At 60.0% G+C, this 25167-nt stretch carries 19 protein-coding genes; 13 read left to right on the top strand and 6 right to left on the bottom strand.

Annotation, left to right across the window (positions count from 1 at the left end; translation table 11 throughout):
- Positions 1-73 precede the first annotated feature (73 nt).
- Together ACHQGU_RS12685 and ACHQGU_RS12690 are read right to left on the bottom strand one after the other, a co-directional pair.
- Positions 74-961 (bottom strand): 4-(cytidine 5'-diphospho)-2-C-methyl-D-erythritol kinase, encoded by an 888-nt coding sequence (locus tag ACHQGU_RS12685; protein ID WP_395496439.1) that lies wholly within the window; start codon positions 959-961, stop codon positions 74-76.
- 11 nt (positions 962-972) lie between these two features.
- Entirely contained in the window at positions 973-2841 is a 1869-nt protein-coding gene (locus tag ACHQGU_RS12690; protein WP_395495263.1) for a tetratricopeptide repeat protein, read from the bottom strand.
- A 143-nt stretch (positions 2842-2984) separates the two neighbouring features.
- Here ACHQGU_RS12690 and ACHQGU_RS12695 point away from each other — a divergent pair, with 143 nt between their 5' ends.
- Complete coding sequence (locus tag ACHQGU_RS12695; RefSeq protein ID WP_395495264.1) at positions 2985-3881, top strand: uracil-DNA glycosylase family protein; 897 nt, start codon at positions 2985-2987, stop codon at positions 3879-3881.
- 210 nt (positions 3882-4091) lie between these two features.
- Positions 4092-6038 (top strand): transglycosylase SLT domain-containing protein, encoded by a 1947-nt coding sequence (locus tag ACHQGU_RS12700; RefSeq protein ID WP_395495265.1) that lies wholly within the window; start codon positions 4092-4094, stop codon positions 6036-6038.
- A 22-nt stretch (positions 6039-6060) separates the two neighbouring features.
- On the opposite strand, the gene ACHQGU_RS12705 is transcribed toward ACHQGU_RS12700, so the two are convergent.
- Positions 6061-7146, bottom strand: coding sequence for a putative zinc-binding metallopeptidase (locus tag ACHQGU_RS12705; RefSeq protein ID WP_062142134.1), 1086 nt, complete (start codon positions 7144-7146; stop codon positions 6061-6063).
- 50 nt (positions 7147-7196) lie between these two features.
- Positions 7197-8216, bottom strand: a complete 1020-nt coding sequence (locus ACHQGU_RS12710; RefSeq protein ID WP_279184812.1) for a transglutaminase family protein — start codon at positions 8214-8216, stop codon at positions 7197-7199.
- A 293-nt stretch (positions 8217-8509) separates the two neighbouring features.
- Here ACHQGU_RS12710 and ACHQGU_RS12715 point away from each other — a divergent pair, with 293 nt between their 5' ends.
- Positions 8510-9982 carry a circularly permuted type 2 ATP-grasp protein gene (locus ACHQGU_RS12715; RefSeq protein WP_279184813.1) on the top strand — a complete coding sequence of 491 codons (1473 nt, stop codon included), beginning with the start codon at positions 8510-8512 and terminating at the stop codon, positions 9980-9982.
- Complete coding sequence (locus ACHQGU_RS12720; protein WP_395495266.1) at positions 9964-11010, top strand: alpha-E domain-containing protein; 1047 nt, start codon at positions 9964-9966, stop codon at positions 11008-11010. Before ACHQGU_RS12715 ends, ACHQGU_RS12720 begins: the two co-directional genes overlap by 19 nt.
- A gap of 89 nt (positions 11011-11099) precedes the next feature.
- Here the strand turns inward: ACHQGU_RS12720 and ACHQGU_RS12725 are convergent, their stop codons facing one another.
- Both ACHQGU_RS12725 and hpnH read right to left on the bottom strand, forming a co-directional pair.
- Positions 11100-12398, bottom strand: a complete 1299-nt coding sequence (locus tag ACHQGU_RS12725; protein ID WP_062142131.1) for a hemolysin family protein — start codon at positions 12396-12398, stop codon at positions 11100-11102.
- A gap of 265 nt (positions 12399-12663) precedes the next feature.
- Positions 12664-13878 carry an adenosyl-hopene transferase HpnH gene (hpnH, locus tag ACHQGU_RS12730; RefSeq protein ID WP_395495267.1) on the bottom strand — a complete coding sequence of 405 codons (1215 nt, stop codon included), beginning with the start codon at positions 13876-13878 and terminating at the stop codon, positions 12664-12666.
- Positions 13879-14285: 407 nt separating this feature from the next.
- Here hpnH and dxs point away from each other — a divergent pair, with 407 nt between their 5' ends.
- The 9 genes from dxs (at position 14286) to murA (ending at position 25117) form a co-directional block, all read left to right on the top strand.
- Entirely contained in the window at positions 14286-16313 is a 2028-nt protein-coding gene (gene dxs / locus ACHQGU_RS12735; protein WP_395495268.1) for a 1-deoxy-D-xylulose-5-phosphate synthase, read from the top strand.
- A gap of 2 nt (positions 16314-16315) precedes the next feature.
- Entirely contained in the window at positions 16316-16969 is a 654-nt protein-coding gene (locus tag ACHQGU_RS12740; protein ID WP_062141954.1) for an ABC transporter substrate-binding protein, read from the top strand.
- Between the two features lie 73 nt (positions 16970-17042).
- On the top strand, positions 17043-18212 hold the full coding sequence (gene hpnI, locus ACHQGU_RS12745) for a bacteriohopanetetrol glucosamine biosynthesis glycosyltransferase HpnI (protein WP_062141955.1): 1170 nt from the start codon (positions 17043-17045) through the stop codon (positions 18210-18212).
- A 91-nt stretch (positions 18213-18303) separates the two neighbouring features.
- Positions 18304-19728, top strand: a complete 1425-nt coding sequence (hpnJ, locus tag ACHQGU_RS12750) for a hopanoid biosynthesis associated radical SAM protein HpnJ (RefSeq protein ID WP_043550193.1) — start codon at positions 18304-18306, stop codon at positions 19726-19728.
- A 58-nt stretch (positions 19729-19786) separates the two neighbouring features.
- Positions 19787-20638: a hopanoid biosynthesis-associated protein HpnK gene (hpnK, locus tag ACHQGU_RS12755; RefSeq protein WP_395495269.1), complete on the top strand. Its 852-nt coding sequence runs from the start codon at positions 19787-19789 to the stop codon at positions 20636-20638.
- A gap of 506 nt (positions 20639-21144) precedes the next feature.
- Positions 21145-22866, top strand: coding sequence for a carbohydrate porin (locus ACHQGU_RS12760; RefSeq protein WP_395495270.1), 1722 nt, complete (start codon positions 21145-21147; stop codon positions 22864-22866).
- 160 nt (positions 22867-23026) lie between these two features.
- Positions 23027-23305 carry a hypothetical protein gene (locus tag ACHQGU_RS12765; RefSeq protein ID WP_395495271.1) on the top strand — a complete coding sequence of 93 codons (279 nt, stop codon included), beginning with the start codon at positions 23027-23029 and terminating at the stop codon, positions 23303-23305.
- Entirely contained in the window at positions 23296-23850 is a 555-nt protein-coding gene (gene dcd / locus ACHQGU_RS12770; RefSeq protein ID WP_043550190.1) for a dCTP deaminase, read from the top strand. Before ACHQGU_RS12765 ends, dcd begins: the two co-directional genes overlap by 10 nt.
- 4 nt (positions 23851-23854) lie before the next feature.
- Positions 23855-25117, top strand: coding sequence for a UDP-N-acetylglucosamine 1-carboxyvinyltransferase (gene murA, locus ACHQGU_RS12775; protein WP_062141957.1), 1263 nt, complete (start codon positions 23855-23857; stop codon positions 25115-25117).
- The last annotated feature ends 50 nt before the right edge of the window (positions 25118-25167 follow it).

Below are 25167 nucleotides of genomic sequence, written 5' to 3' on the forward strand. Positions count from 1 at the left end.
GGCCCCCCTTTATTATGGACTTCACTTTATCAGAGTTCTGAGCAAAGCGCTTACGGTTCTTTTTTGGCCAGATTTAGACCAGGCCACCACCCCAGACCCACCAGCCGGGTTCCGCCTGCGCCAGACGCGCTGCCGCGGCCTGTGCACTCTGCACGGAGGGGAACAGGCCAAAGCAGGTCGCGCCCGATCCACTCATGCGGGACAGCAGGCACTCAGGCAGTCCCTCAATAGCCGACAAAACGGTTTTGACTGGCGGACACACCACGCAGGCCGGGGCTTCAAGACTGTTATCCAGCCGAGTCAGATCCGCCACCATACTCGCGGCATCCGTCCAGCGGGCGGGCAACGCCGCACGCGGTAAGAACGCGCCGTCACGCTTGCGGAACACATCCGGGGTGGAGACAGCCTGACCGCAATTCACCAGCACCATGCCGCAGGCCGGCAGAACCGGGGCAGCACTCAATTCCTCGCCAATGCCTTCCATACGGGCACTCTGGCTGTCCAGACAGACCGGCACATCCGCGCCCAGATTTTCCGCCAGCCGCAGCAGCGTGGCGTGATCCACCTGCGCATTCCATGCACGGTTCAGAAGGCGCAGTGCCGCAGCGGCATCCGCCGAGCCACCGCCAATGCCGGACGCCACAGGCAGATCTTTCTCCAGCACCAGACGACCGCCGCGCACCTGCGCATCAGGGCCGCACGCAGCTTCCAGCGCCGCAGCGGCTTTCATCACCAGATTATCCGGTCCTGCTGCATCGCTCAGTGCTGTCCCAAAGCGCCCCGCCAGCACAAGATGCAGGGCTTCCGGCCCCGGCTCATACCGCAGGCGGTCCCCGGCTCCTGCAAACACCACCAGACTGTCCAGCAGATGGTAGCCGTCAGACCGCTTGCCAGTGACATGCAGATAAAGGTTGATCTTGGCCGACGCGGCTTCGGTCAGGGTTTTGGTGGTGGGGTCCATCGTGGCTGACGTCACGGCGTGTGCTTTCCTCCGCTTTTGGCAGGGCCGCTCTCTGCCGGAGGGGCGCTCTGCTGCTGTGTGGCTTTATTAATCCCGGCTGCCGAGGCACGTGCCAGTGCGGCTCGGATCAGGGCTTCATCCGTTGGTTCGGGGTGCAGACCAAGAGCGACGTTCCACTGGTCCACTGCCTCGCTTTGCCGCCCGGCGCGCCAGTAGGCCTCCCCCAGATGGTAATTAACCTCCGGGTCTTCCGGCGTCTGCTCGGCAGCGCGTTCCAGCAGAGCGGTGCCGCCCGCCAGATCCCCCTGCTCTACCTTAACCCACCCCAGACTGTCCCGAATGGCGGCATCCTGCGGGTCGAGATCAGCGGCCTTGCGCAGCAGGGCTTCGGCCTCACCCAGATTCTCTTTGCGCTCCACCATCGAATAGCCGAGGAAATTGAGCAGCAGCGGTTCATCCGGGGCCATTTTCAAGGCCTGTTGCAGGTCTGCCTTCGCACGGGGCCAGTCACCTGCTTCATGATACGCTACGGCCCGCAGGAACAGGAGCGACCAGTCCAGCGTCTTGCTGGCTGTCGCCTGCGTTACGGCCTGATTGTAGGCCGTAATGGCGCCCTTCCAGTCCTTCTGAGCAGACAAGGTATTGCCTAAGGCCCGCACGGCCAGTCCTTGCCCGCCCGTATCCTGCGCAAGGTGCGCCAGAATCGTGCGCGCTTCATCCAGATGCCCGGTCGAGCCATCCACCAGCGCCAGACGGAAAGCGGCAACGGGGTAGAGCGGGTCTGTTTGCGGGATACGCAGCAAGGTCTCACGCGCGGCAGTCTGATGGCCTTCATCATCCTGAATTTCCGCCAGCATCAGCCGGGCTTCCGCCAGATGCGGGTCCAGCCCCAACGCAAAACCCAGCATCAGGCGAGAGGCTTCATCAAACTGATGATCACTCGGGCCGGGATGCTGGCTCCGCCCCTGCTGGCGGCCTTGCTGACGCAGGAGAAACGCCGTCAGAACATACGCGCGGGCAATACCGCTCTGCGCGGACGTGACTGGGAAATGGCTGATAGTCGCCTGCAACTGGGCTCCGGCCAGCGCCAGCACCGGGTCCGCCTGAATCATGCCACGCATGAGCGTCCGCGCCTTGTCCTGCTGCCCCTCCGACCAGAGCCATGCGGCCTGAGACCGCGTGAGCAGAAGGTCATAACCCGGCATCATTTTGGCAGCCTGCGCAAACAGGTCTCCCGCACGCGCGGTCTGGCCAGCCGTCTGCGCGATCATAGCGGCGTGCAGCGTGTAAAACGGCACCAGCACAGAACCCTGAATGTGAGTGAGAGACGCAATCGCCTCATCCGCATGATGCTGCGCCTGCTGACACCATGCCTGAAGCAGCGGCATAATAAGGTGCGCCATAGGGTCTGCGCCGGCTTGCTGGTAGAAACGGGCTGCTTCCGTCCAGTCACCCCGTGCTGTGGCATCGTTCCCCAGCACCAGCGAGGAAATGATGCTCTGCCCTTCCGGGAGCTTCGCTGTCACGCGAGCCAGCGGCACGGCCTCAGGGTCTCCGGCCAGCACGCTGCGGATAAAGGCCTGTTTCAGAAGGTCCTGATTGGTGGGGTCTGCGGCGGCTGCGGCCCGAAAGGCCCGGGCTGCGTCCAGATCATCCCCCTGATGCGTGGCCACCACGGCAGTGAGGAACGCCCCCGAATCGATGTGACCGGCCGCTGGCTGGGCGTCGCTTTTGGTTTGAAGCGGTGTGCCCGGGGCTTTTTCCGGTGGGGCTGTCTGGCTGGTTTCTGCCCCTTTGGGAGCGGCAGCAGACGCGCAGGGGGTCAGAACCGAAGCCGATAGCAGCAGGAAAACCGTAGGCAGAAGGCGACAAAACAGCATAATGACCCTATCCAGGAGCGGCAGAGGCCCTAACAGGCCATTGGATACGCCCCGTTCCGTCAAAGACTGGGGAGACATGACATGAACGGCGGATACTTCTCTACCCTGCCCGCAGCCAACCGCCAAACCGGCCCCTCCTTTTTGTGGCAGTTTATCTGATGGACGCCGCTCTGTCTCTTCTGCGCCTGTACGGGGAATGGGGCGTGGATACCGTGGTGGGCGACTCCCCCGTGGACCAGCGCCTCGCCCGCTTAGGAAAAATGCGTTTCCCCGGTGAAGAGCCCGCGATGCGGCGCGCACCGGATGGTCGTCTGACCGGTGCTCCGGGTCGCGCTGCGCCGCCTGCCCCCTCCGTTTCTGGCCAGACACCCCCACCTTCCCCAGAGACCGCACGCCCTCGGGGTTCGGCGGCACAAAGTGGCCCTGCTCTGCTGGCGCAAACGCTGGCGCACGCGCGGGCTCTGGCAGCGGCGGCCACCACGCCGGAGGCCTTGCGCTCGGCTGTCGATGGTTTTTCCGCATGCGCTTTGCGCACAACTGCCATGCATACCCTCTTCCCAACCGGCCCCCTTCAGGCCCCGCTGATGATTATCGGGGAAGCCCCGGATGCGGATGAAGACCGGAGCGGTGCAGTCTTCTCCGGCCTGTGTGGTGACCTGCTGGCCCGCATGCTCACCCCATTGGGGCTGGACCGCCAGACCTTGCTGCTGGCAACGGCCCTGCCCTGGCGGCCACCGGGCGGACGCGCCCCGACTGAAGCCGAACTAAAGCTGTGTCGTCCCTTCCTGGAACGAGCCATTGCCCTGTTTGCTCCCCAGCGGCTGCTGCTGTGCGGGCGGCTTCCGGCCCGGATGCTGCTGGACGCCAAAATGCCCCTGCCCCGCAAAAGCTGGGGGCCTGCGGCTATCCCCGGTCTGGCCTCGCCCCTCCCCACCCTTGTCATGCGTCACCCGCTCCAGCTGCGGGCCAGCGCCACCGCCCGCAAGGAAATCTGGCAGGACCTGATGCTTGTTGCACAAACGCTACGGGGTAGTGGCTGAATCCACGCCAGAGCCGGAGGAACATCCTGAAGTCATAACAATAAAGCCGACTCTATTCAGACGACAATTTCCTTATTAAACACAAGTAGTTCCTCTCCTATTCGCCAGCTATTCACACCTGCGTTTTCCCGTTTTCTCAAGCACTCCTCCTGAGTGCTTACAGAGAGTAAACTTGCTTTTTGGCGCAGAACCTCATAGACCCCGCCAGCCATGCGAGCGATAGGACAGATCCCTCATCAAATCGCGGCAAAGGCCTTTATGGCCGGAGCCGCCCTTTTGGCCGGTGCTTCCGTCGTAGCGACGAAAGCCTATGCCAAGCTCCCCGGGACGGGGCAGGACACGCACAGCGAAGAGCTTGCGATGGTCATGCCACGACAGGCGTTTCCGGAGGGGGATGACATTCCCCTGCCAAAGCCGCTCTCCCCGGAAGTCAGCACACAGATCAAGTCCATCTTCCGCCTCCAGCGACAGGGGGCCTTTGCCGAAGCCATTACCAGCACGACCCGGCTTACAGACGCCACGCTGCTGGGTGATATTGAGGCCGACCGCTATCTCAACCCCTCCTACCATCCCGGTGCGACGGAACTGCGGGCCTGGCTGAAGAAATATGTCTCCTATGCCGACGGTGCCGCCATCTGGGCCCGTCTGGCCGCCCTGCCCCAGCATGGGGGGCCGTTGCCGCCCGTGCCGGTCTCCACCCATCTGGCGCCGGACCACACCAGCATCCCGGCTGACCCGCTAACGCTGGACTTTACCCGTAACCCGCTGCTGGACCGCACCCTGCGCGAACGCACCGGCTGGGGCCTGAAGGGCGTGCACAGCGCCCTGCATCTGATTACCGCCACACCGGGCATGACGCCCGCCTACGCCGCCCAGCTTCAGGCAGAAACCGCTCAGGCGATGCTCAATGCCGGGGAAACGGATGTGGCGCTGGAGATCAGCCAGACCGCAGTTGAAGGCTCCCGGAACAAAAATGCTCTGGCAGGCTATGTGGCCGGACTGGCCCTGTGGCAGCAGGGGGATTATGAGCAGGCTGCACCTTTCTTTGAAAAAGCCTCTCACGCCGCAACCGCTACGCCGGAAATGCGCGCCGCGTGTGCCTTCTGGGCCGCTCGCACGCACGAAAAGCTCGGGCAGGACCATGCCCGCCATACCTGGCTCCAGCACGCGGAGGCTTTTCCAACAACCTTTTACGGGCTTCTGGCCACCCGCATTCTGCATCATGCAAGCGCCAGCCATGAGCATGAGCACGACCATGTGCGGAAAGTCAGCTTCTCCCCGCTGGAACCTTCAGGCAAAGCGCCCTCGGCACAGGTTCTGACAGAAATTGATATTGAAGCCGTAGGGGCGACCGATATCGGGCGGCGGGTGTTTGCGCTGCTGCAGGTCGGGGAGCAGGAACGGGCGGAAAACACCATCCGCCGGGCCTGGCCGGACCTGCATGACGTAACACTTGCCCGGTCCTTCCAGCTGGTGGCGGATGCCGCAGGCCTGCATGACCTCTCTGCCGAGATGTCAGACGCCCTGCAGGCCCACTCCTCGGCACAGGGGCCGGAGCAGCAAAATCTGCCGCTCCCCCTGCTCAAGCCACGCCACGGGTTTATTATGGATCCGGCGCTAGTCTACGCGCTGACCCGGCTGGAATCGAACTTTGACCCACAGGCCGTATCCGGTGCCGGGGCGCATGGCCTGATGCAGATCCGCCCGTTGACGGCTGATTTTGTGACAAGCCCGCCCAATACCCTGAACCACCGGTTTGAAAACGCGACCAGTGACTTGCATGACCCCAGCCTGAATCTGGAAATCGGGCAGCGGTATGTGCAGTATCTGGCGGACCTGACGCGCCATAACGCCCACACGTCTCTGCGTGGTGGCGATATGATCCGCCTGCTGGCCAGCTACAATGCTGGCCCCACGGCGCTGGCCCGGTGGGAAAAAGCGGCTTCTTCCTCAGATGATCCGCTGCTGTTCATGGAACTGATTCCCAACACGGAAACACGGGATTACGTCCATCGGGCGCTCTCCTATCTGTGGATCTATGCCGCCAAGCTGAAACTGCCGACCCCCTCCCTCACCGCACTGGCACGGAATGAGTGGCCGGATTTTGCGGACGAGCAGGCTCTGGCCCACACCATTAATACGCGGGTTCTGCACTAATCAGACAATGCAGGACTGGGGTTTAGCAGGACCGCAAAGCCTGCGTTTCCCGAATGAGGGTGTGGATAAATGAGAGTTTGTTCACCACACCCTGCGTCAGCACAAACGGGTAAAAATCAGGCAACCCCATGGAGCGGTTCAGGCTGTTGACGGCATAAGTCAGCGGCAGCCATGCCTGCATAATCTCATCAAAAGAGGCCTCGGTATAAGGGTCTCCATGCTGCGGAGACGATGAGGGCTGCGCCCCGGCCAGAGCCGGATTGATCGAGACTCCATAGGCCCATGCTGTCTCAAGAGTTGAGACAATATGCAGATAATGTGCCCATGTTTCCGCAAAATCTTCCCACGGGTGAGACGTGGCGTAAATGCTGACGTGATGCGTCTGCCAGTCCGTCGGGCGCGGGCTGTCATAATAGGTTTGCAGAGCCTGCTGATAATCGGCCCGGTCATCCCCAAACACCGCACGGCAGGCGTCCAGCCGCCCGGCGTCCCGCACCAGCACATTCCAGTAATAATGCCCGACTTCATGCCGAAAATGCCCCAGAAGCGTGCGGTAATATTCTCCCATTTCCACACGCATCCGCTCACGGCAGGCATCATCCGCCTCACGCAGAGCAATGGTGATCACACCGTTATTATGGCCGGTCATCACCGCCGAAGAGCCGTCTGGCGGGTCATCCAGAAAGTCAAACACCAGACCGCCCAATGGGTCTTCCAGCCGGGTTTTCATGGGCAGTTTCAGGCGCAACAGCGTGTAGAACAAACGGTGCTTTGCGACTTCCAGCTTGTGCCAGCGTTCCAGATTTTCCGGCTTATCCAGATTGGGGATGATGCGATTAAACCGGCAGGCAAAACAGAAAGACGGATGCCCGGATTCATTAGGCATCGTCATCCAGTTGCACACGTCATGCGCATGGTTGGCACAATAGGCCAGCTCCGCCTGACGGATACGCGGCTCTAAGGGCCGCCACAGGCCGCCCTCAACAGGCTCCAGTGCAGACAACACTGAGAGCCCCGGCAGATACCCAAGCTGATGTTTGCAATGCTCACAGACTGTGTTTTCAAAAAACAGAATCTGCTCACAGGACTGACAGGTAAAAAGCCTCATGCTGATCACTCTCTTGCGTCCGGGATCGTAACGCAAGGAAAACCAGTCAATCAGACGCTGTCTGGCATCACCAGACGATCAGTTTGCATGGAGACATCAAACGTGGCTTTGCACTGGTCCAGCAGGCCCGTAACCGGAGCAGCCTGCTCCGGGGCGGGTGTGGCTGCCAGCGGCAGGTGGCCCTGTGCTGTCAGCAGCCCGGAAGTGGTATCAAACCCCACCCAGCCGGCACCAGGCAGAAAGGCTTCAGCCCATGCGTGCAGGTCACAGGTCAGGGCCTCTTCGCCCTCCGCCGTCTGGCTGGACTGGATCAGATATCCCGAGACAAACCGGGCGGCAAAACCCAGATGCCGCAACAGGGCGATCATCAGCCAGGCACTGTCCCGACAGGAGCCAACCCCTCGGGCCAGCGTTTCTTCCGGGCTCCAGACGCCGGGTTCAAGGCGCAACTGATACCCAATGCGCGCGGCCAGAGCGCGATTGAGTGCCACCAGCATATCCAGCGTATCGCGCGGAGCTTTTTCCACCCAGTCCGTCAGAAACGCGTGCAGGTGCGGTCCGGCGGGAGGTGTTGCGCGATACAGGGCCAGTTTGGCCTGTTCTTCCGGTGTGTAAAACTGGTGCGGGCAGGCGGGCAGATCTGTCTCAGCCTGCTGAGACCCCGCGATCGCACACGCCTGCTGCTGTTGCTGCATGGCTTGTTGTTGGTGCTGCGCTGGTGCGCTTTCTTCACTCAAGGTCGTGGCAAAAGCGACAGGCGGCGTCCAGCGGCGCGCCGCTGGAGCAAGCGTGAAATCAAACGGATTTCTGGGTGTCAGATCGGCTTCAAGTCGCACAGTGATATCAAAATGCGTCACGCGTTCCGCAAACACGACTTCCGCAACATTATTGCCGAAGCCATCCTGATGCCAACTCTGTTTGCTCGCGACCGGATCAACCCGCAAAGCATAGGACCGCACCGGTGTTCTGGCCGTGCCGGAAGGGCGCAGGCGGATAGTCTGTGGTCCCAGAAAAACAGGCCGGTCATACCGATACCGGGTCGTGTGGGTCAGCATGACGTGTGAACTCATGGTGGTACGGCCCTGAACACCCTGCTCATGCTGAAACGCCCTGTTCCTCTCCTGCCACAGGACGGGAGAAACCGCTTATGGCGTATGAATGCGTATACGGTATCAGCATTAATCCATGGCAGACCAGCCCCCTGCGCATGATATTCCGTTAAAAGAACAATTTTCTGTTTTGCGGCTTGGCAAACGCCTGAAATCCTGCTCGTCTTAAGTAATTAACCGTAACGAAACGGCATGCAGAGGCGCAGGTTTCCGGACCCGCCAGAAGTGTCGGACCTCATATCGGGAGTCAGGGTATGAATGACACGCCACTCCATGCACCCGTTCAGGCGGCTGGTATTTTTGCCGCGTATGATGTTCCGGATTTCTTCTGTGAACTCATGAACCGCAAGGATGGCATTCCCCCTGCTCTGCAGGCTGTAAAAAACCGTCTGGCCCATTTTACGCTGGCGGACCTGCGGCACCGCACAACAGCGGCAGAGGCCCAGCTGTACCGGCTGGGCATTACCTTCACCGTCTATTCAGACCGCGAGGCGATAGACCGTGTGCTGCCGTTTGATGTCATTCCCCGCGTCATCACCGCTGCGGAATGGGACCATATTGAGCGCGGCGTGCAGCAGCGCGTTCAGGCCATTAATCTGTTCCTGCACGATATCTATCATGACCGTGCCATTCTGCGGGACGGGGTTATCCCGGCAGACCTCGTGCTGAACAATCCGAATTACTGTGAGGCCATGGTCGGGCTGAACGTGCCCGGTGGCGTGTATGTGCATATTAACGGTACAGACTTAATCCGTGACCAGAACGGGCGTTTTCTGATTCTGGAAGATAACGCGCGCACCCCCTCCGGCGTCTCTTACGTTATTGAAAACCGGCATATGATGCTGCGGCTTATGCCGGATCTGGTCGCTGGTCTTCCGCTCCGCTCCGTAGATGAATATGGGCTAAAACTGCACCAGAGCCTGTGCGAAGTCTCGCCGGAAGGTGTGCTGGACCCGCAGGTCGTTCTGCTTTCTCCCGGTATTTATAATTCCGCGTATTTTGAGCATGTTTTTCTGGCGCGCGAGATGGGCGTGCCACTGGTGGAAGGTAAGGATCTGGTGGTGGAAAACCACCGTGTGTTCATGCGCACCGTAGCGGGACTGCGGCCTGTCCATGCTATTTATCGCCGCCTGAATGATGAGTTTCTGGACCCTCTGGCTTTCAATCCGGACAGCATGCTGGGCGTGCCGGGACTGGTCGAAGCCTATCGCCGCGGAAATGTCACCATTGCCAATGCGCTGGGCACAGGGGTCGCGGATGATAAAGCCGTTTATGCCTATATGCCGCGCATTATCCGCTATTATCTCGATCAGGACCCCATTCTGGACAGTGTCGATACCCATATCTGCGCAGAACCGGAAGGGCTCGCCTACACACTGGCCAATATAGACAAGCTGGTGATCAAACCCGTTGGTGAGTCCGGTGGCTATGGCCTGCTGATTGGCCCGCATGCCACGCAGGACGAACTGGATGAGTTCCGCCGCAGGCTGAAAGAGAACCCCGGCAATTACATCAGCCAGCCGGTGGTCAATCTTTCCGTCTCCCCCACCCTTTGCCCCAACGGTGTGGAAGCACGCCACGTGGACCTGCGCCCCTTTGCACTGACGGGCCGCTCCACATGGGTTCTGCCGGGAGGCCTTTCCCGCGTGGCGCTGCGGAAAGGCTCACTCGTCGTCAATTCGTCACAGGGAGGTGGCTCCAAAGATACGTGGGTGCTGGCATCATGAGTGAAATTTCCACAGGCCTTTTCCATATGCAGCCGGGGCTGAACAATCTGCTCTCGCGCTACGGCGAGTGCATGATGTGGCTGGCACGCTATATGGAGCGTATTGAAAATCTGGCCCGGCTTCTGGAAGTTACGGAAAGCTTTGTGCGCGGGCCGGATGGTCAGCCGGGGTGGGATACCATTCTGCAGATCCATTCTGATGAGGATTGTTTTTACGCCCGCCATCAGACTGTCACGGAACAGGATGTGATCGCCTTTTACGTGACGGAAAAGGAAAACCCGAACTCCATCAAGGCCATGGCGCATTCCGTGCGGGAAAATGCGCGTGCTGTCCGTCCGTTGATTTCAACGGAGATGTGGATGCAGCTCAACGTCTTTACCCGCTGGGTGCTGGACCTGCAGCCCTCCGATATCCGGATGAACAGCCTTTCCGGCCTGTGCAACCGACTGAAACAGGAATGCCAGACCCATTTTGGCGTCACCGAAGGTACCTTGTATCGGGATCAGGCGTGGCTGTTCTATCTGCTGGGCAAACATCTGGAGCGTAGTGACCAGATTACCCGCCTGATTGATATCCGCTACCATACGCTTCTGCCGGGCCATGAGGCAGTCGGGTCTGAAATTGACATTACCCAATGGGCGTCCATCCTGCGCTCCGCTGCAGCGTATCATGCCTTCCGGCGTTTACAGCCGGTGATGACAACGCCCGCCAATGTTGTGGGCTTCTTGCTGAAAAACGATGCCTTTCCGCGTTCTCTGACAACAAGCCTGCGTCTGCTGGACAGCACCCTCAGCACCCTTGCCGGGCATGGCAGTCTGCGCCGCCTCTGCTCTCCTATTCAGGAACGGGTGGCAGAACTGCGCGTCACACTGGCAGACCAGACGGTGGATGACATCATCATCCGTGGGCTGCACGAATATATGCAATGGATTCAAACCCAGATTTCAAAAGTGCAGCAGGAAACCGCGCAGGCCTTCTGGCCTGTTACACCCCATTGCGGCACGCCCCCTGTGCAGGTCCAGCAATAGTCCCGCATGTCTGACCGCCACTTGCCTCACATAAAAACGGCCTGACAGATCCCTCTGTTCAGGCCGTTTGTTCGATAGATTTTTGGTTCTCAGTTTTCGGCCAGAACCTGTCGGCTGGCCCGCACGCGGGAGACGCGGCGGCCTTCCATTTCCAGCACTTCAAACAGCCAGCCGGAATAGACCACCTTATCCCCAATGGCGGGCACGCGACGGAGCAGAGCCAGAATCAGGCCGCCCAGCGTATGGTAACTGCCCTCATCCGGCAGGCTCCGCAGGCCGAGGCGGTCTTTCACTTCATCAGCAGACTCCGTGCCGTCCATCAGCAGGACATCATCCTGTGTGGGCGCGTGATGGGCTGCGGTGGTCTGAGAGGCGTCATGACCGCCCTCACCCACAATGGCATCAAACAGGTCAGACGCTGTCACGACCCCTTCAAACGAGCCGTATTCGTCAAACACAAACGCCATGCCCAGAGAAATACTGCGCATCCGCTCCAGCATATCCAGCGCTGAAATGCTGTCAGGCACCACCACCATCTGCCGCAGGCCAGCTTCTATAGAGACAGGCATGCCATCCAGCATACGGTCCAGCATGTCCTTTGCCAGCACGACCCCGACCGGGTTATCCACGCCGCCTTCACACACCACCAGACGGGCATAGGTTGTCTGTTTGAGCGCCTTGATCAGCGCGTCACGCCCGGCATGGCGATCAATCCAGTACAGCTCATTACGCGGCGTCATGATGGCGCGCACCGGCCTGTCTGCCAGACGTAGCAAGCGCTCGATCATGGTGCGCTCTTCATGCTCCAGCACACCGGAGCGAGCCCCTTCTGCGATATAGGCCTTGAGTTCTTCTTCCGTCAGCGTCTGGCTCACGGCATCGCCAGCCCCCATCAGCTTGAGCACGATGTTGGAAGACTGTCGCAGCACCCACACCACCGGGCGCGTGGCGTGCGCCAGAATTTCCAGCGGCATAGCCAGACGGGCCGCCATTTTTTCGGGCTCACGCAACGCCAGCTGTTTGGGCACCAGTTCACCCAGCACCAGCATGAGAGCCGTAATGGCGATAACCACCAGCACCATGGAGACCTGAGCCGCCACAGGCCGGAGAAAATCGATCTTTTCCAACAGAGGCGTGAGATGCGCTTCAACCTGCACCCCACCGAACGTCCCTTCCAGAATGGACACCAGCGTCATGCCGACCTGCACTGTGGGCAGGAAAATCTGCGGGTCTTCCGCCAGACGCATGGCGCGGTCTGCGCCCCGCATGCCCTGCTCCCGCAAAATGGCCAGACGCGGCATTCTGACCGAAATCAGAGCCAGTTCCCCCATGGCAAAAACGGCGTTCAGAATAACCAGTAAAAAAATGATAAGAATGGAAGCAGTCATGAAATGCGGTGGCCCTGCGTGACGAAGGAAAATGCACGATAGGGGATGATGGCCCCTGAGGCCAGTACGCGCTGGCCATGCCTGCCAGCGCACATCCCTATGCGGAAAACGAGCTTACACCCCACCTCTTATGCAGGCAGCGTATGCCAGCCAGAGAGACAAAACAGAGGAAAAACAGCCTCAACACGCCGGAGCACCGTACAAAAAAAGAGCAGCCCCTGTGCGGGAGCCGCTCCTTTCATGGAGTCGCAAACTGAGGAAAGGCTCAGTCGGCAGCAGTTGCTTCCACCGGCGCTGCTTTGGTCGGAGCCGCATCGGCATTGGCGGCATCGGTGCGGATCACCTTCACACGCGGAGCCTTGGCAGGCTTGCGGGCAGCAATTTCTTCCATCTGCTCTTCCACCTGCTTGGAGAAGACGTACTGAGCAGGCCGCTGGTTGGCGAGGGAGATTTCCGGAGCCATCGGCTTTTCGGTTTCCGGGCCGAACAGAGCGACTTTTGCAATGTGCCAGGGGCGGCGCACGGCATCCATCACAGCGGTGGATTCGTAACCGGAGTGCACCATGCAGTCAGCGCACTTTTCATAGTTACCGGTGCCGTAATCGTCCCACTTGGTGTCTTCCATCAGCTCATTAAAAGACTTGGCATAACCTTCACCCAGCAGATAGCACGGACGCTGCCAGCCAAAGACGTTACGCAGCGGCTTGCCCCAGGGGGTGCAGTGATACTGCTCATTGCCCGCCAGGAAGTTCAGGAACAGCGGAGACTGCGTAAACCGCCATTTCTTACCCTTGCCCAGACGGAAGATGTCACGGAAGAGCTGCTTGGTTTTCTGACGGTTGAGGAAGTGTTCCTGGTCAGGCGCACGTTCATACGCATAACCCGGAGCCGTCATGATTCCATCCACGCCCATCGCCATCACTTCATCAAAGAAGGATGCCACGCGCTTGGGGTCTGCCCCGTCAAACAGGGTGCAGTTGATGGAGAGACGGAAGCCGCGTGCCTTGGCCTTTTTGATGGCCGCCACAGCGCGTTCATACACCCCGTCCTGACAGACGGAGGAATCGTGCATGGACTTGTCGCCATCCAGATGCACGTCCCATGAGAAGAACGGAGAGGGTTCGTACTCATCCATCTTCTTTTCAAGCAGAAGGGCGTTCGTGCACAGATAGACGTATTTTTTCCGGGCGATCAGGCCACGGACAATCTCCGGCATCTCCTTGTGCAGCAGGGGTTCACCCCCGGCCACGGCGATGACGGGTGCACCTGCTTCCGCATCCGCATCCAGACATTCCTGCACGGTCATGCGCTGGTTGAGAATGGCTGCGGGATAATCGATCTTACCACACCCGGCACATGCCAGATTGCAGCGGAAAAGCGGTTCAAGCATCAGAACCAGCGGATAGCGCTTGCGCCCGGTGATGTGCTGTTTGACGACATAACTGCCGACCCTGACGGCCTGCATTATAGGTACGGCCATAAACCCCCGCTTTGGCGCATCTGAGACGCCTGCATCATAACTGAGTGAGACACTTCATAATCTGTCAAAACGTGACCATGCCGGGCAACCAGCCCCTGCATACCGTGTAACGGCCACCACAGGTGCTGCGCACATAATCACGTATGGAACTGTTCGCCTGCATATAGGTTGGCTCGTTTGTCAAGCTCAAGCCTTTTTCAAAACATGTGGCAAAAAAGACACAATATGCACTTACTTTTAATTGCAGGCTTGCGTTCAGGCCAGAAACATTAAACCAAAACGGCTGATATCGCGATGTGTGAAAATATTTCGCGCGACGTTAAGACACACTGACGGCAACGAAATCCCGCCCAGCCTCCCCGGACGGCATTCCGCTTCCTACAAGAAAAGAAGATGGAAACGATCGCATGGACAGTTCTCACGACAAAAATGCAAAGCCTCGGATCCCCACCCTTGGCCGTTTTCCTGCTCTGGACCGGGTGACCTACCCGTCTGACATGCGGAACCTTTCGGTCGAGCAGCTCAAGCAGATTGCGGACGAGCTGCGGGCCGAGACCATTGACGCCGTCTCCACCACCGGTGGCCATCTGGGCGCCTCTCTGGGCGTGGTGGAACTGACTGTGGCCCTGCATGCGGTGTTCGATACCCCGGCCGACAAGGTGATCTGGGATGTGGGCCATCAGGCCTACCCGCACAAGATCCTCACCGGTCGCCGTGACCGTATCCGCACCCTGCGCCAGCCGGGTGGCCTCTCCGGCTTCACCCGCCGGTCCGAGAGTGAGTATGACCCGTTCGGGGCCGCGCACTCCTCCACCTCCATCTCTGCCGGTCTGGGCATGGCCGTGGCGCACCATCTGCGCGCGGAAGAAGACCCGTCCTACCATGAGCGCAGCGTCATCGCCGTGATCGGGGATGGCTCCATCTCCGCCGGTATGGCGTATGAGGCCATGAACAACGCCGCCGTGGCTGGCCCGGGCGCTGAACGGCTGATCGTCATCCTCAACGATAACGAGATGTCCATCGCCCCGCCGGTCGGCGCGATGTCCAACTATCTCTCCCGCCTGATGTCCTCCCGCAAGTTCATGGGCCTGCGTGAACTGGCCGGCAAAGTCGTCAAGAAGCTGCCTGCCCCGGTGGAACGCACCGCCCGCAAGGCGGACGAGTATGCCCGCGGCATGATTACCGGCGGCACGCTGTTTGAAGAGCTGGGCTTCTATTACGTCGGCCCCGTGGACGGGCATGACCTGCCGCAGCTGGTCGCCATCCTGCGCAACCTGCGCGATACGGATAACGGCCCCATCCTGCTGCATGTGATGACCGAAAAAGGTCACGGCTATCAGCCCGCCGAGAAGGCCGGGGACAAGTATCACGCCGTCGCCAAGTTCAACGTCGTCACCGGTGAGCAGAAAAAAGGCCCTGCCGGACCGCCGTCCTACACCTCCGTGTTTGCACGGGAGCTGGTGCGCCGGGCTGCAACCGACAACAAGATTGCCGCCATCACCGCCGCCATGCCGTCCGGCACCGGGCTGGATGCGTTCGCAAAAAACTATCCCGACCGCTTCTTTGATGTCGGCATTGCCGAGCAGCATGCCGTGACCTTTGCCGCAGGTATGGCGACCGAAGGCCTGCGCCCCTTCTGCGCCATCTACTCCTCCTTCCTGCAGCGCGCCTATGATCAGGTCATGCATGACGTGGTGCTGCAGAAGCTGCCGGTCCGCTTCGCCATTGACCGCGCCGGTCTGGTCGGGGCCGACGGGGCGACCCATGCCGGCTCCTTCGACATCGCCTATCTGGGCTGCCTGCCGGGCATGAGCATCATGGCCCCGTCTGACGAGGTCGAACTGCTGCACATGACGGCGACCGCCACCGAGTTTGATGAAGGCCCGATTGCCCTGCGCTATCCGCGTGGTGGCGGCTTGGGTCTGGAGCTGCCGGCAGAAGGTCAGGTTCTGGAAATCGGCAAGGGTCGGATCATCCGTGAGATGGGCCGTCAGGCTGGCGGCGAGAAAGGCGGCATTGCCATCCTCTCGCTCGGCCCAAGGCTGAAGGAAGCCCTGAAAGCGGCCGATCTGCTCACGGCGCAGGGCCTGCCGCCCACCGTGGCCGATGCCCGCTTTGCCAAGCCGATTGATACCGCTCTGGTGGAAAATCTGGCCCGCAACCATGCGGTGCTGATCACGCTGGAAGAAGGCGCGATTGGCGGGTTTGGCGCGCAGGTGGGCCAGCATCTGGCCAATACCGGCCTGCTGGACCATGTCCGCTTCCGCCCCATGACCCTGCCCGATATCTTCATCGACCATAACTCGCAGGACGCTCAGTACGAGCAGGCCGGTCTCACCGCCCCGCACATCGTCAAAACCGCTCTCAGCGCGCTGGGCATCGGAGACATGCTTTCAATGAACTTGCCAAACCGTGCTACGGGAACAAAATCATGAGCATGAAAACGATTTCTCTTCGCGCAGGGCTTGTGCTCGGTCTGGGCATGACACTGCTTCCCGCCGCGGGCCTCGCCCCGTTTGCTCCCGTTGCACACGCACAGTCGGCTCCGGCCACGGCTGAGAGTGCTCCTGTTCAGGCGCTGTATGCTGCTCTTGATAAAGCGCAGCATATGCACAGCAGCTTTGCAGAGCGCAGCCAGGTCGTCGGCGCTGGCGTGGATCAGGCTTTTGATCTGGATGCCGTGCTGCATGCCTCCATTGGCGTGCGCTATCAGGCTCTTGCTCCGGCGGACAAAGCCAAGCTGCTGGCAGCCTTCCGGGACTTTACCATTGCGCGGTATGTGTCCAGCTTCAAACCGGGGACTGACGCCCGATTCACCATGAAGCCGGGCCTTGAAAACTCCCCCGTTGGTGGTAACAAGATCGTGAACACCTATATCGGAGCGGATGACAGCATGCCCGGCACCCCGCTGAGCTACATCATGCACAGCACGCCGTCCGGCTGGAAAATTGTTGATGTTCTGCTGGGCGATTCCCGCATCAGTCAGGCTGCCGCCCAGCGTTCCGACTTCAGCTCCACACTCACCTCTGGTGGCGTGTCGGGCCTGATCAATGTCTTGGAACGTAAAGTTAAAACTTTCTCCAACGACTGAGCAGGATAACGAGCGTGATGCGTAGCGGACATACAAACTGCCCGGTCATGGGCCGCACAGTGGCTGGTTTGTAATGTCCGCTTTCTCCATTCTGGCGCTGGCCAGCAGTGGTCTGGCTGCGGCGGGCTGCCTTCAGTCCATTGCCGGGGCTTCCCTGCTGGCGCGCTTCCGCCGCACGGAGCGCCGGCCCGTTACCCTTAAACCCCTGCCGCCTGTAACCGTCCTCAAACCTCTTTACGGGGATGAGCCGTTACTGGAAGAAGCGCTGGAAAGCTTCTGTACGCAGGACTATCCCGAATTCCAGATTCTGTTTGGCGTGCGGGACCATGATGATCCCGCCATCGACATCGTTCATCGCCTGCAGGCGCGGCATCCGCATCTGGACATGCAGCTGATCGTGGACCCGACTGTTCATGGTCTGAACCGCAAGATCAGCAATCTGATGAACATCCTGCCGTATGCCCGGCATGATCTGCTCATCATTTCCGATTCTGACATTCATGTCAGCCCGGATTACATGCTGCATATCGTCAGCGCCCTGCACAAACCCAATACCGGTCTGGTCACCACGCTTTATGCTGGTCTGCCTGCGCATAACACCATTGTGCAGATGCTGGCCGCTTGCCAGATCAATCATAATTTTCTGCCCGGCGTGCTGCTCTCCCGTTATCTGGGCCGGCAGGACTGTCTGGGCGCCACCATGGCGCTGCGGCGCGATGTGCTGGAGGCTGTCGGCGGTCTTGAGGCGCTGCTGCCGCATGTGGCGGATGATGCCCTGCTGGGGCGGCTGGTCCGCCTGCTGGGCAAAGATATCACCATTGCCGACTGCCTGACCTGGACCACCATCGGTGAGCCCAACTTTGCAGAACTGCTCTCCCATGAACTGCGCTGGGGCCGCACGGTCTGTACGCTGGCTCCGGCTGGCTATGGAGCCTCCTCCATTCAGCTCCCGCTGTTCTGGGCCACACTGGCTATCCTGTTTCAGCCCCACGCCCTGTGGCCACTGGTGCTGTTTGGGTGCGTCTGGGCCATCCGGGTTGTTACGGGGCTGGTCATTAACCGCGCCGTAGGCTCGCGCCCTCTCTGGCCGCTGCTGTTGCTGCCGGCGCGGGACTGGCTTTCCGCCGCGATTATGGTGGGCAGCGCCAGTGGTACCCGGGTGGACTGGCGGGGGCAGACCATGCACGTTGCTCCCCACCCGGTCGGGCCTCCTCCGGCCAGCCAATTATCACCGGAAGGCTGAGACGGGTTGTCTCGCCTCTTCCGCAAGAGTAAATCCCTACCCATATTCCTCTGATTAACTCAGATCACATGCCTTGGCAGGACACAGAACAATGATGAGAACCCTCTTTCTCCAGCCTCCGTCCTTTGATGGCTTCGATGGCGGAGCTGGTTCGCGCTATCAGGCAAAGCGCGAAATCAAATCGTTCTGGTATCCGACATGGCTGGCCCAGCCGGCCGCCATGGTGGAAGGTAGCCGCCTGATTGACGCTCCCCCGGCCCGCATGGGCATGGAGCCGATTCTGGAAGACGTGAAGAACCGCGATCTGGTGATTCTGCACACCTCCACCCCGTCCTTCGCCAAGGACGTGCAGGTCGCCCAGATGCTCAAGGACGCCAACCCGAACCTGAAAATCGGGATGGTTGGGGCCAAGGTTGCTGTGCAGCCGGATGAAAGCCTGCTGAAGGGTGCGCCGATCGACTTCGTGGCGCGCAATGAATTCGACTACACCATCAAGGAAATTGCTGAAGGCCGTGACCTGAAGGATGTAGACGGCATTACCTGGCGGAACGAGAAGGGTGAGATCATCACCAACCGTGACCGCGCCATGATTGAAGACATGGACAGCCTGCCCTTCGTGACCGAAGTGTACAAGCGTGATCTGAAGATTGAAGATTACTTCATCGGCTATCTGATGCACCCGTACATTTCCATCTATACGGGCCGTGGCTGTAAATCCCGCTGCACCTTCTGCCTGTGGCCACAGACGGTGGGTGGCCATCGCTACCGCACACGCAGCCCGGAACATGTGGCTGCGGAAATCCGTCTGGCGAAGCAGTATTTCCCGCAGGTCAAAGAATTCTTCTTTGACGATGACACCTTCACCGATGACCTGCCCCGTGCAGAAGCCATTGCGCGTGAGCTGGGCAAGCTGGGTGTGACATGGTCCTGTAACGCCAAGGCCAATGTGCCGCGTGAGACGCTGAAAGTCCTGCGGGACAACGGCCTGCGCCTGCTGCTGGTTGGCTATGAAAGCGGGAACCAGCAGATCCTGCACAACATCAAAAAAGGCATGCGTGTTGAAGTCGCGCGGGAGTTCACCAAGAACTGCCACGAGCTCGGCATCAAAATTCACGGCACCTTCATTCTGGGTCTGCCGGGCGAAACGAAGGAAACCATTCAGGAAACCATCAACTTCGCCAAGGAAATCAACCCGCATACGTTGCAGGTTTCTCTGGCCGCACCCTACCCCGGCACAGCCCTGCACAAGCAGGCGACGGAAAACGGGTGGCTTGACGAAAGCAATGCGGAACTGATTGACGAAAACGGCGTGCAGATGGCTCCGCTGCACTACCCGCATCTGTCCCACACGGAAATCTTCAACAGCGTGGAAGAATTCTACAAGAAGTTCTACTTCCGCGCACCGAAGATTGCCTCCATCGTGAGCGAAATGGTCCGTTCCCCGCAGATGATGAAACGTCGCCTGCGTGAAGGTGTGGAGTTCTTCCACTTCCTGCGCGACCGTAACGCCGCCTGATTTCACACATCATGCCCCCGCCCGGCCTTAGCTGCGCGGGGGCAGAGTTTTTTAGCCTATGAAGCGCGCCATAATTTCTGCCGATGATTTCGGCTTGTCGGTTGAAGTCAACGAGGCGATTGAAATCGCTCATCGTGATGGCCTGCTTTCCACAGCCAGCCTGATGGTGGCTGGCCCGGCGGCGAACGACGCCATTGAGCGTGCCAAACGCCTGCCCACTCTGGGCGTCGGCCTGCATCTTGTGGTGATTGAGGGCGCATCCGTGCTCCCCCACAAGCGCCTCCCGCTTGTCACCGGCCCGAATGGCTGGTTTTCCTCCTCACAACTTGGGCTGGGTGTCGACTATTTCTTCCGCCCGGAAGGCCGCAAGGAACTGGCGGCGGAAATTACTGCGCAGTTTGAAGCCTTTGCCCGCACGGGCCTGCGGCTGGATCATGCCAACGCCCACAAGCACATGCATCTGCACCCCACTGTGGGCCGCATGATGATTGATATTGGCCGCCGCTACGGGCTGCGCGCCGTGCGTGTGCCGCTGGAACCGCCAGAACCGCTATACGCGGCAGGCACCTATACCGATACCCTGGGCGATGCCGCCCTCCGCCGCTGGACAAAACTGCTCCGCTATCAGGCGCGCTCGGCTGGCATGGCGACCAATGACTGGTGCTTTGGTCTGGCATGGAGCGGCCATATGACGCCGGATCGCGTTGCGGCTTTAGCCGCCCATCTGCCCGAAGGTGTTTCGGAAATCTATTTCCACCCCGCCACCCACAAGAATGCTTTGCTGCAAAAACTGATGCCCACCTATGAGCATGAGGCAGAATTTGAGGCCCTCTGTTCCAGCGGATTCCGCACCGGGCTGGAACAAGCCCATGCCACGCCTTGCGGATGGCAGGACATTTTACCTGTCTGAACACGCCATCTGTTATAACAACTTGTTATAATATGATATATTTACCACAATTTTCGCAATTTACCGCTCTTCCAGACTCAAGATCCTGTCATAACTGACAGAGCGCGTTGACCGGTCCTCGGCTTTCTGATTGTAATTCTGACTGACCAGTTAAATAACAATAAAGAAACGGTCTCCTTATCATGTCAGAATGCCTCTTCCCGCATTCGTTCTGCCAGACGGCATCGTATGCTGTCTTACGGGAAGAACGGATTAAAGGACTGCCCTCTTTTTCTGCCCGCACTCCAGTCGGGCTGACTGCTGGTCTTGCCGACCGTCAGCTATGGTCTGCAAAAATGGCGTGTGTACAGGTGCCTGCCGGGCACGTATTCCTACGCCAGCCATAAGGCAACGGCAGGCTTGGATGCCTGCGTGCCTGAATGGCTCAGATGCCCGGACATCCTCGGTTTTAGCCGTTTTTGTCCGGTCCATATCCCCCATAAAAATCAAAAAGACTGCATGCGGATATGATCTCACACAGACCACGCTGCCCTACGCCGCGCCGTGCCTCACTGCGTGCCCGGTTCTGTTTTGCCTCAACACTGGTGGGTCTGCTGGGCCTGAAGGCAGGCGCTCCTCTGGCGTATGCTGCCCCCCTTGCCACGCAAACGCCGGTCGCTCCCGTCTCGGACGTCATCATCAGCCCGAACAGCAAGGCGCGCGCCAATCCACCGATGTCAGACCGTCCTGTGGATGCGGAAGCCATGGGGCCGGAACTCTCGGCAATCCGACGGCCGCCCAATACGCCTATTCCGCCCAGTGGTGTGCCGCTGCTGCCAACCCCCGGCTTTGCAACCATGAGCTTCACGCCTCTGATGCCGTCGGAAGACAAGAACTCCGCCCATCAGATTGAGCTGGACGCACTGCTGCCGAGCGAAGGCCCCTCTGCCCTGCTCCCGCCTCGTCTCGACGCACTGCGCGACTCTGATCTGAATGACCCGTACTACGTGCCAACGGCGGGCTCCGGGCACCTGTTGCGGGCCATTGACCCCATGCGGGAATGGTTACGCAAGCGCGGCTTTACCTTCTCCTTCTCCTACAAAGGGGAAGCGATGGGGCTGATGAACGGCGGCATCGAAAAAGGCATGAGCTACGTGCATGAGCTGACGTTGCAGGCCATTTTCGATCTCCAGAAAATGGCCGGGCTGAACGGCTGGTCCGTGCATACACTGGTCATGGAACGCGCCGGGAAGGCCATCCAGAACGGGCGCGTGGGTGAATATTATGTCGCTCTGCAGGAGGTCTATAGCCTGTCCGGCAACGTGGCCGCGCATCTGGTGGATTTCTATGCCGAGAAGAAAATGATGCAGAACCGGCTGGACCTCACCTTTGGTCGTATGTCGCTCACCCATGTGTTCGCAACGTCGCCGCTGCTCTGCTCCTTCATGGTCACCTGCTCAGCCCCCGTCGGGCTCAAGCAGAATCCGGCCATGAGCGTGTATCCCAAAGCCACATGGGGTGGGCGCCTGCGCTTCCGCCCTACGCGTGATACTGCCTTACAGGTCGGGGCCTATTCCGTCAGTGCGCTGACGGACAACCCCAGCGGCTGGGCATGGGGGGCGGAAAACACAACCGGGCTTTCTCTGCCCATCGAATTCACCTGGCAGCCGTTTTTGACCCGCAACCGGATGCCTGGCCATTACGTGATTGGTTATGCGCATGACACCACGCGCTATGCCGACAAGATCAGCTCGGTTTATCCCGCCAAACTAGCGGATGTCCGGCGCGGCACACGTTCTGCCCCGGCCGACATGATGTGGGTGGAAGCGGACCAGATGGTGTATCGTCTGGGCGGGCGTAACATGATGGCCGGTGGCTATCTGATGGCGGGCTATGTCCACACCACACCCCACGTTGCGAACATTTCCGATCAGGCTTATGGCGGTTTTTCCATGGTCGGTATGATCCCTGGCCGCCTGACGGACCGGTTTGGCGTGCTCTACTCGTGGTATCATGTCAGCCACCGGCGGCGACTCAGCCAGCAACTGGCGCAGGATGCCGGTCTGCCACTGGGGTCCAGCATTCATGGTGTGCAGAACAGTTCTCACATTATCGAGGCCTATTACGGCATTGATGCCTTCCCCGGCATTCTGATCCAGCCGGAATTTCAATACATGATCCACCCCGGCGAAACGCACCGTATCCCCAACGCCGCCATGGCGGGGCTGAAGCTGATCGCCAACCTCTGATGAACCACAAAGACTGAGACCAGAAGCAGGATGCGGGCCTGATACAGACTGCATCCTGCCAGAATACCAGTTTGTGCCGGGAATGCTCCGGCAGGACCCTAGGCATGGCAGCATCGCTCTGCTACTCAGCAGGACGAACGTTCATTTCTGCGATCCTGGCATGACTGATACGCCTTCTTCCTCCTCGTCCGGCACCCGACTGTCTCCCAAAGCGGAGACGGCGCGTGCAGAGCGCGCGGCCCGTCAGGCTGCCGCCCTGCGAGCCAACCTGCGCAGACGCAAACAGCAGGCGCGCAGCAGAGAAGAGATGGAAGCCGAGGCCCCCATCAGCCAGCCGGACGCCACTTCCTCACCTTCCGGGCCGGATGAACGTACGGCCCGACAGACCTCATCCGCTCAAAACGACCCGGATAATGGAGATATGCCACCATGCCAGTGATGCCCGATACATGGATCCGCCGTATGGCGCAGGATCACGGCATGATCGAACCGTTTGTGGAATCCCAGAAGCGCGAAGGCGTGATTTCCTACGGCCTGTCCTCCTACGGCTATGATGCCCGCGTGGCGGATGACTTCCGTATTTTTACGGATGTGAACAACGCCATTGTGGACCCCAAGAACTTCAGCCCCGATGGTTTTGTGTCCCGCAAGGCAGATGAGTGCATCATCCCGCCCAACAGCTTTGTGCTGGCTCACACCATTGAATATTTCCGCATCCCACGGGATGTGCTGGTGGTCTGCCTTGGCAAATCCACCTATGCACGCTGCGGTATTATTGTGAACGTGACCCCGCTGGAACCGGAATGGGAAGGCCAGGTCACCATCGAGATCAGCAACACCACACCGCTGCCGGCCCGCATTTATGCGAACGAGGGCATCTGCCAGTTCCTGTTCTTCAAGGGTGAAACCCCGTGTGAGACCAGCTACGCAGACCGCTCCGGCAAATATATGGGCCAGCGTGGCGTTGCCACGCCGCGTATGTAAGCCCATGGATCGGTTTATTATTCGGGGTGGTCGCCCCCTCCATGGCGAAATTACCATTGGTGGCGCGAAAAACGCTGGTCTGAAACTGCTGGTTGCTGGTCTGCTGACCTCCGAACGGCTGGTGCTGACCAACGTGCCGCATATTGCTGATATCGCCACCATGCAGGCCCTGCTGCGCCAGCATGGCCTGACCGTGGAAACGGTGGACGGTGACAAGACAAAGCTTTCTGTTGGTGGTGAGATTACCAGCACGGAAGCGCCTTACGATATCGTCTCCAAAATGCGTGCCTCCATTCTGGTGCTCGGCCCCCTGCTGGCCCGCTGCCGGGAAGCCCGCGTCTCCCTGCCCGGTGGCTGCGCCATTGGCACCCGCCCGGTGGATCTGCACCTCAAGGGGCTGGAAACACTCGGCGCCAAGATCACGCTGGAAAACGGCTACATCAACGCCCGCGCACCCAACGGCCTGACGGGTGACCGGATTGTGCTGCCATTTGCCTCCGTGGGGGCCACCGAAAACCTGATGATGGCTGCCACGCTGGCCCATGGCCGCACGGAAATTGTCAACGCTGCGCGCGAGCCGGAAATGGTGGATCTGGCAGACTGCCTGAACGCCATGGGCGCGCGCATTACCGGCGCTGGCACCGGGCACATCATTATTGATGGTGTCGAAGCTCTGCACGGCGCGGAACACCGGATCATGCCGGACCGAATTGAATGCGGCACCTATGCCTGCGCCGCGGCCATTACCGGCGGAGATCTCCGCCTTGTAGGCGGCAGCGTGGACCATCTGGGCGCTGTGGTCCGGGCGTTTGAAGAAGCCGGGGTGGAAGTCACGCAGGAAGGTGATGCCATGCGGGTGCGCCGCACCGGTGCGCTGCGCGGCATTGATATCATGACGGAACCCTATCCGGGCTTCCCCACTGATATGCAGGCCCAGTTCATGGCGCTACTCTCCGTGGCCGAAGGTGCGTCCATGATCACGGAAACCATTTTTGAAAACCGGTTCATGCACGTGCCGGAACTCAACCGGATGGGTGCCCGCATTAACGTCCATGGCTCTTCCGCCATTATCCGCGGCGTGCATAGCCTGTCTGGCGCGCCGGTGATGGCGACGGACCTGCGGGCCTCCTTCTCCCTCATTCTGGCAGGCCTTGCCGCACATGGGGAAACCATCCTCAGCCGCGTCTATCATCTGGACCGGGGCTATGAAGCTGTGGAACGCAAGCTGGCCGCCTGTGGCGCCCAGATTGAACGCGTCAAAGGCTAACTGTCTTTCTGCGAGGCTGGTTGGCATTCTGCCTACAGCCTCGCAGCAGA

The organism is Acetobacter sp. KSO5 (assembly GCF_044094635.1).
Taxonomy (GTDB): Bacteria; Pseudomonadota; Alphaproteobacteria; order Acetobacterales; family Acetobacteraceae; genus Acetobacter; species Acetobacter cerevisiae.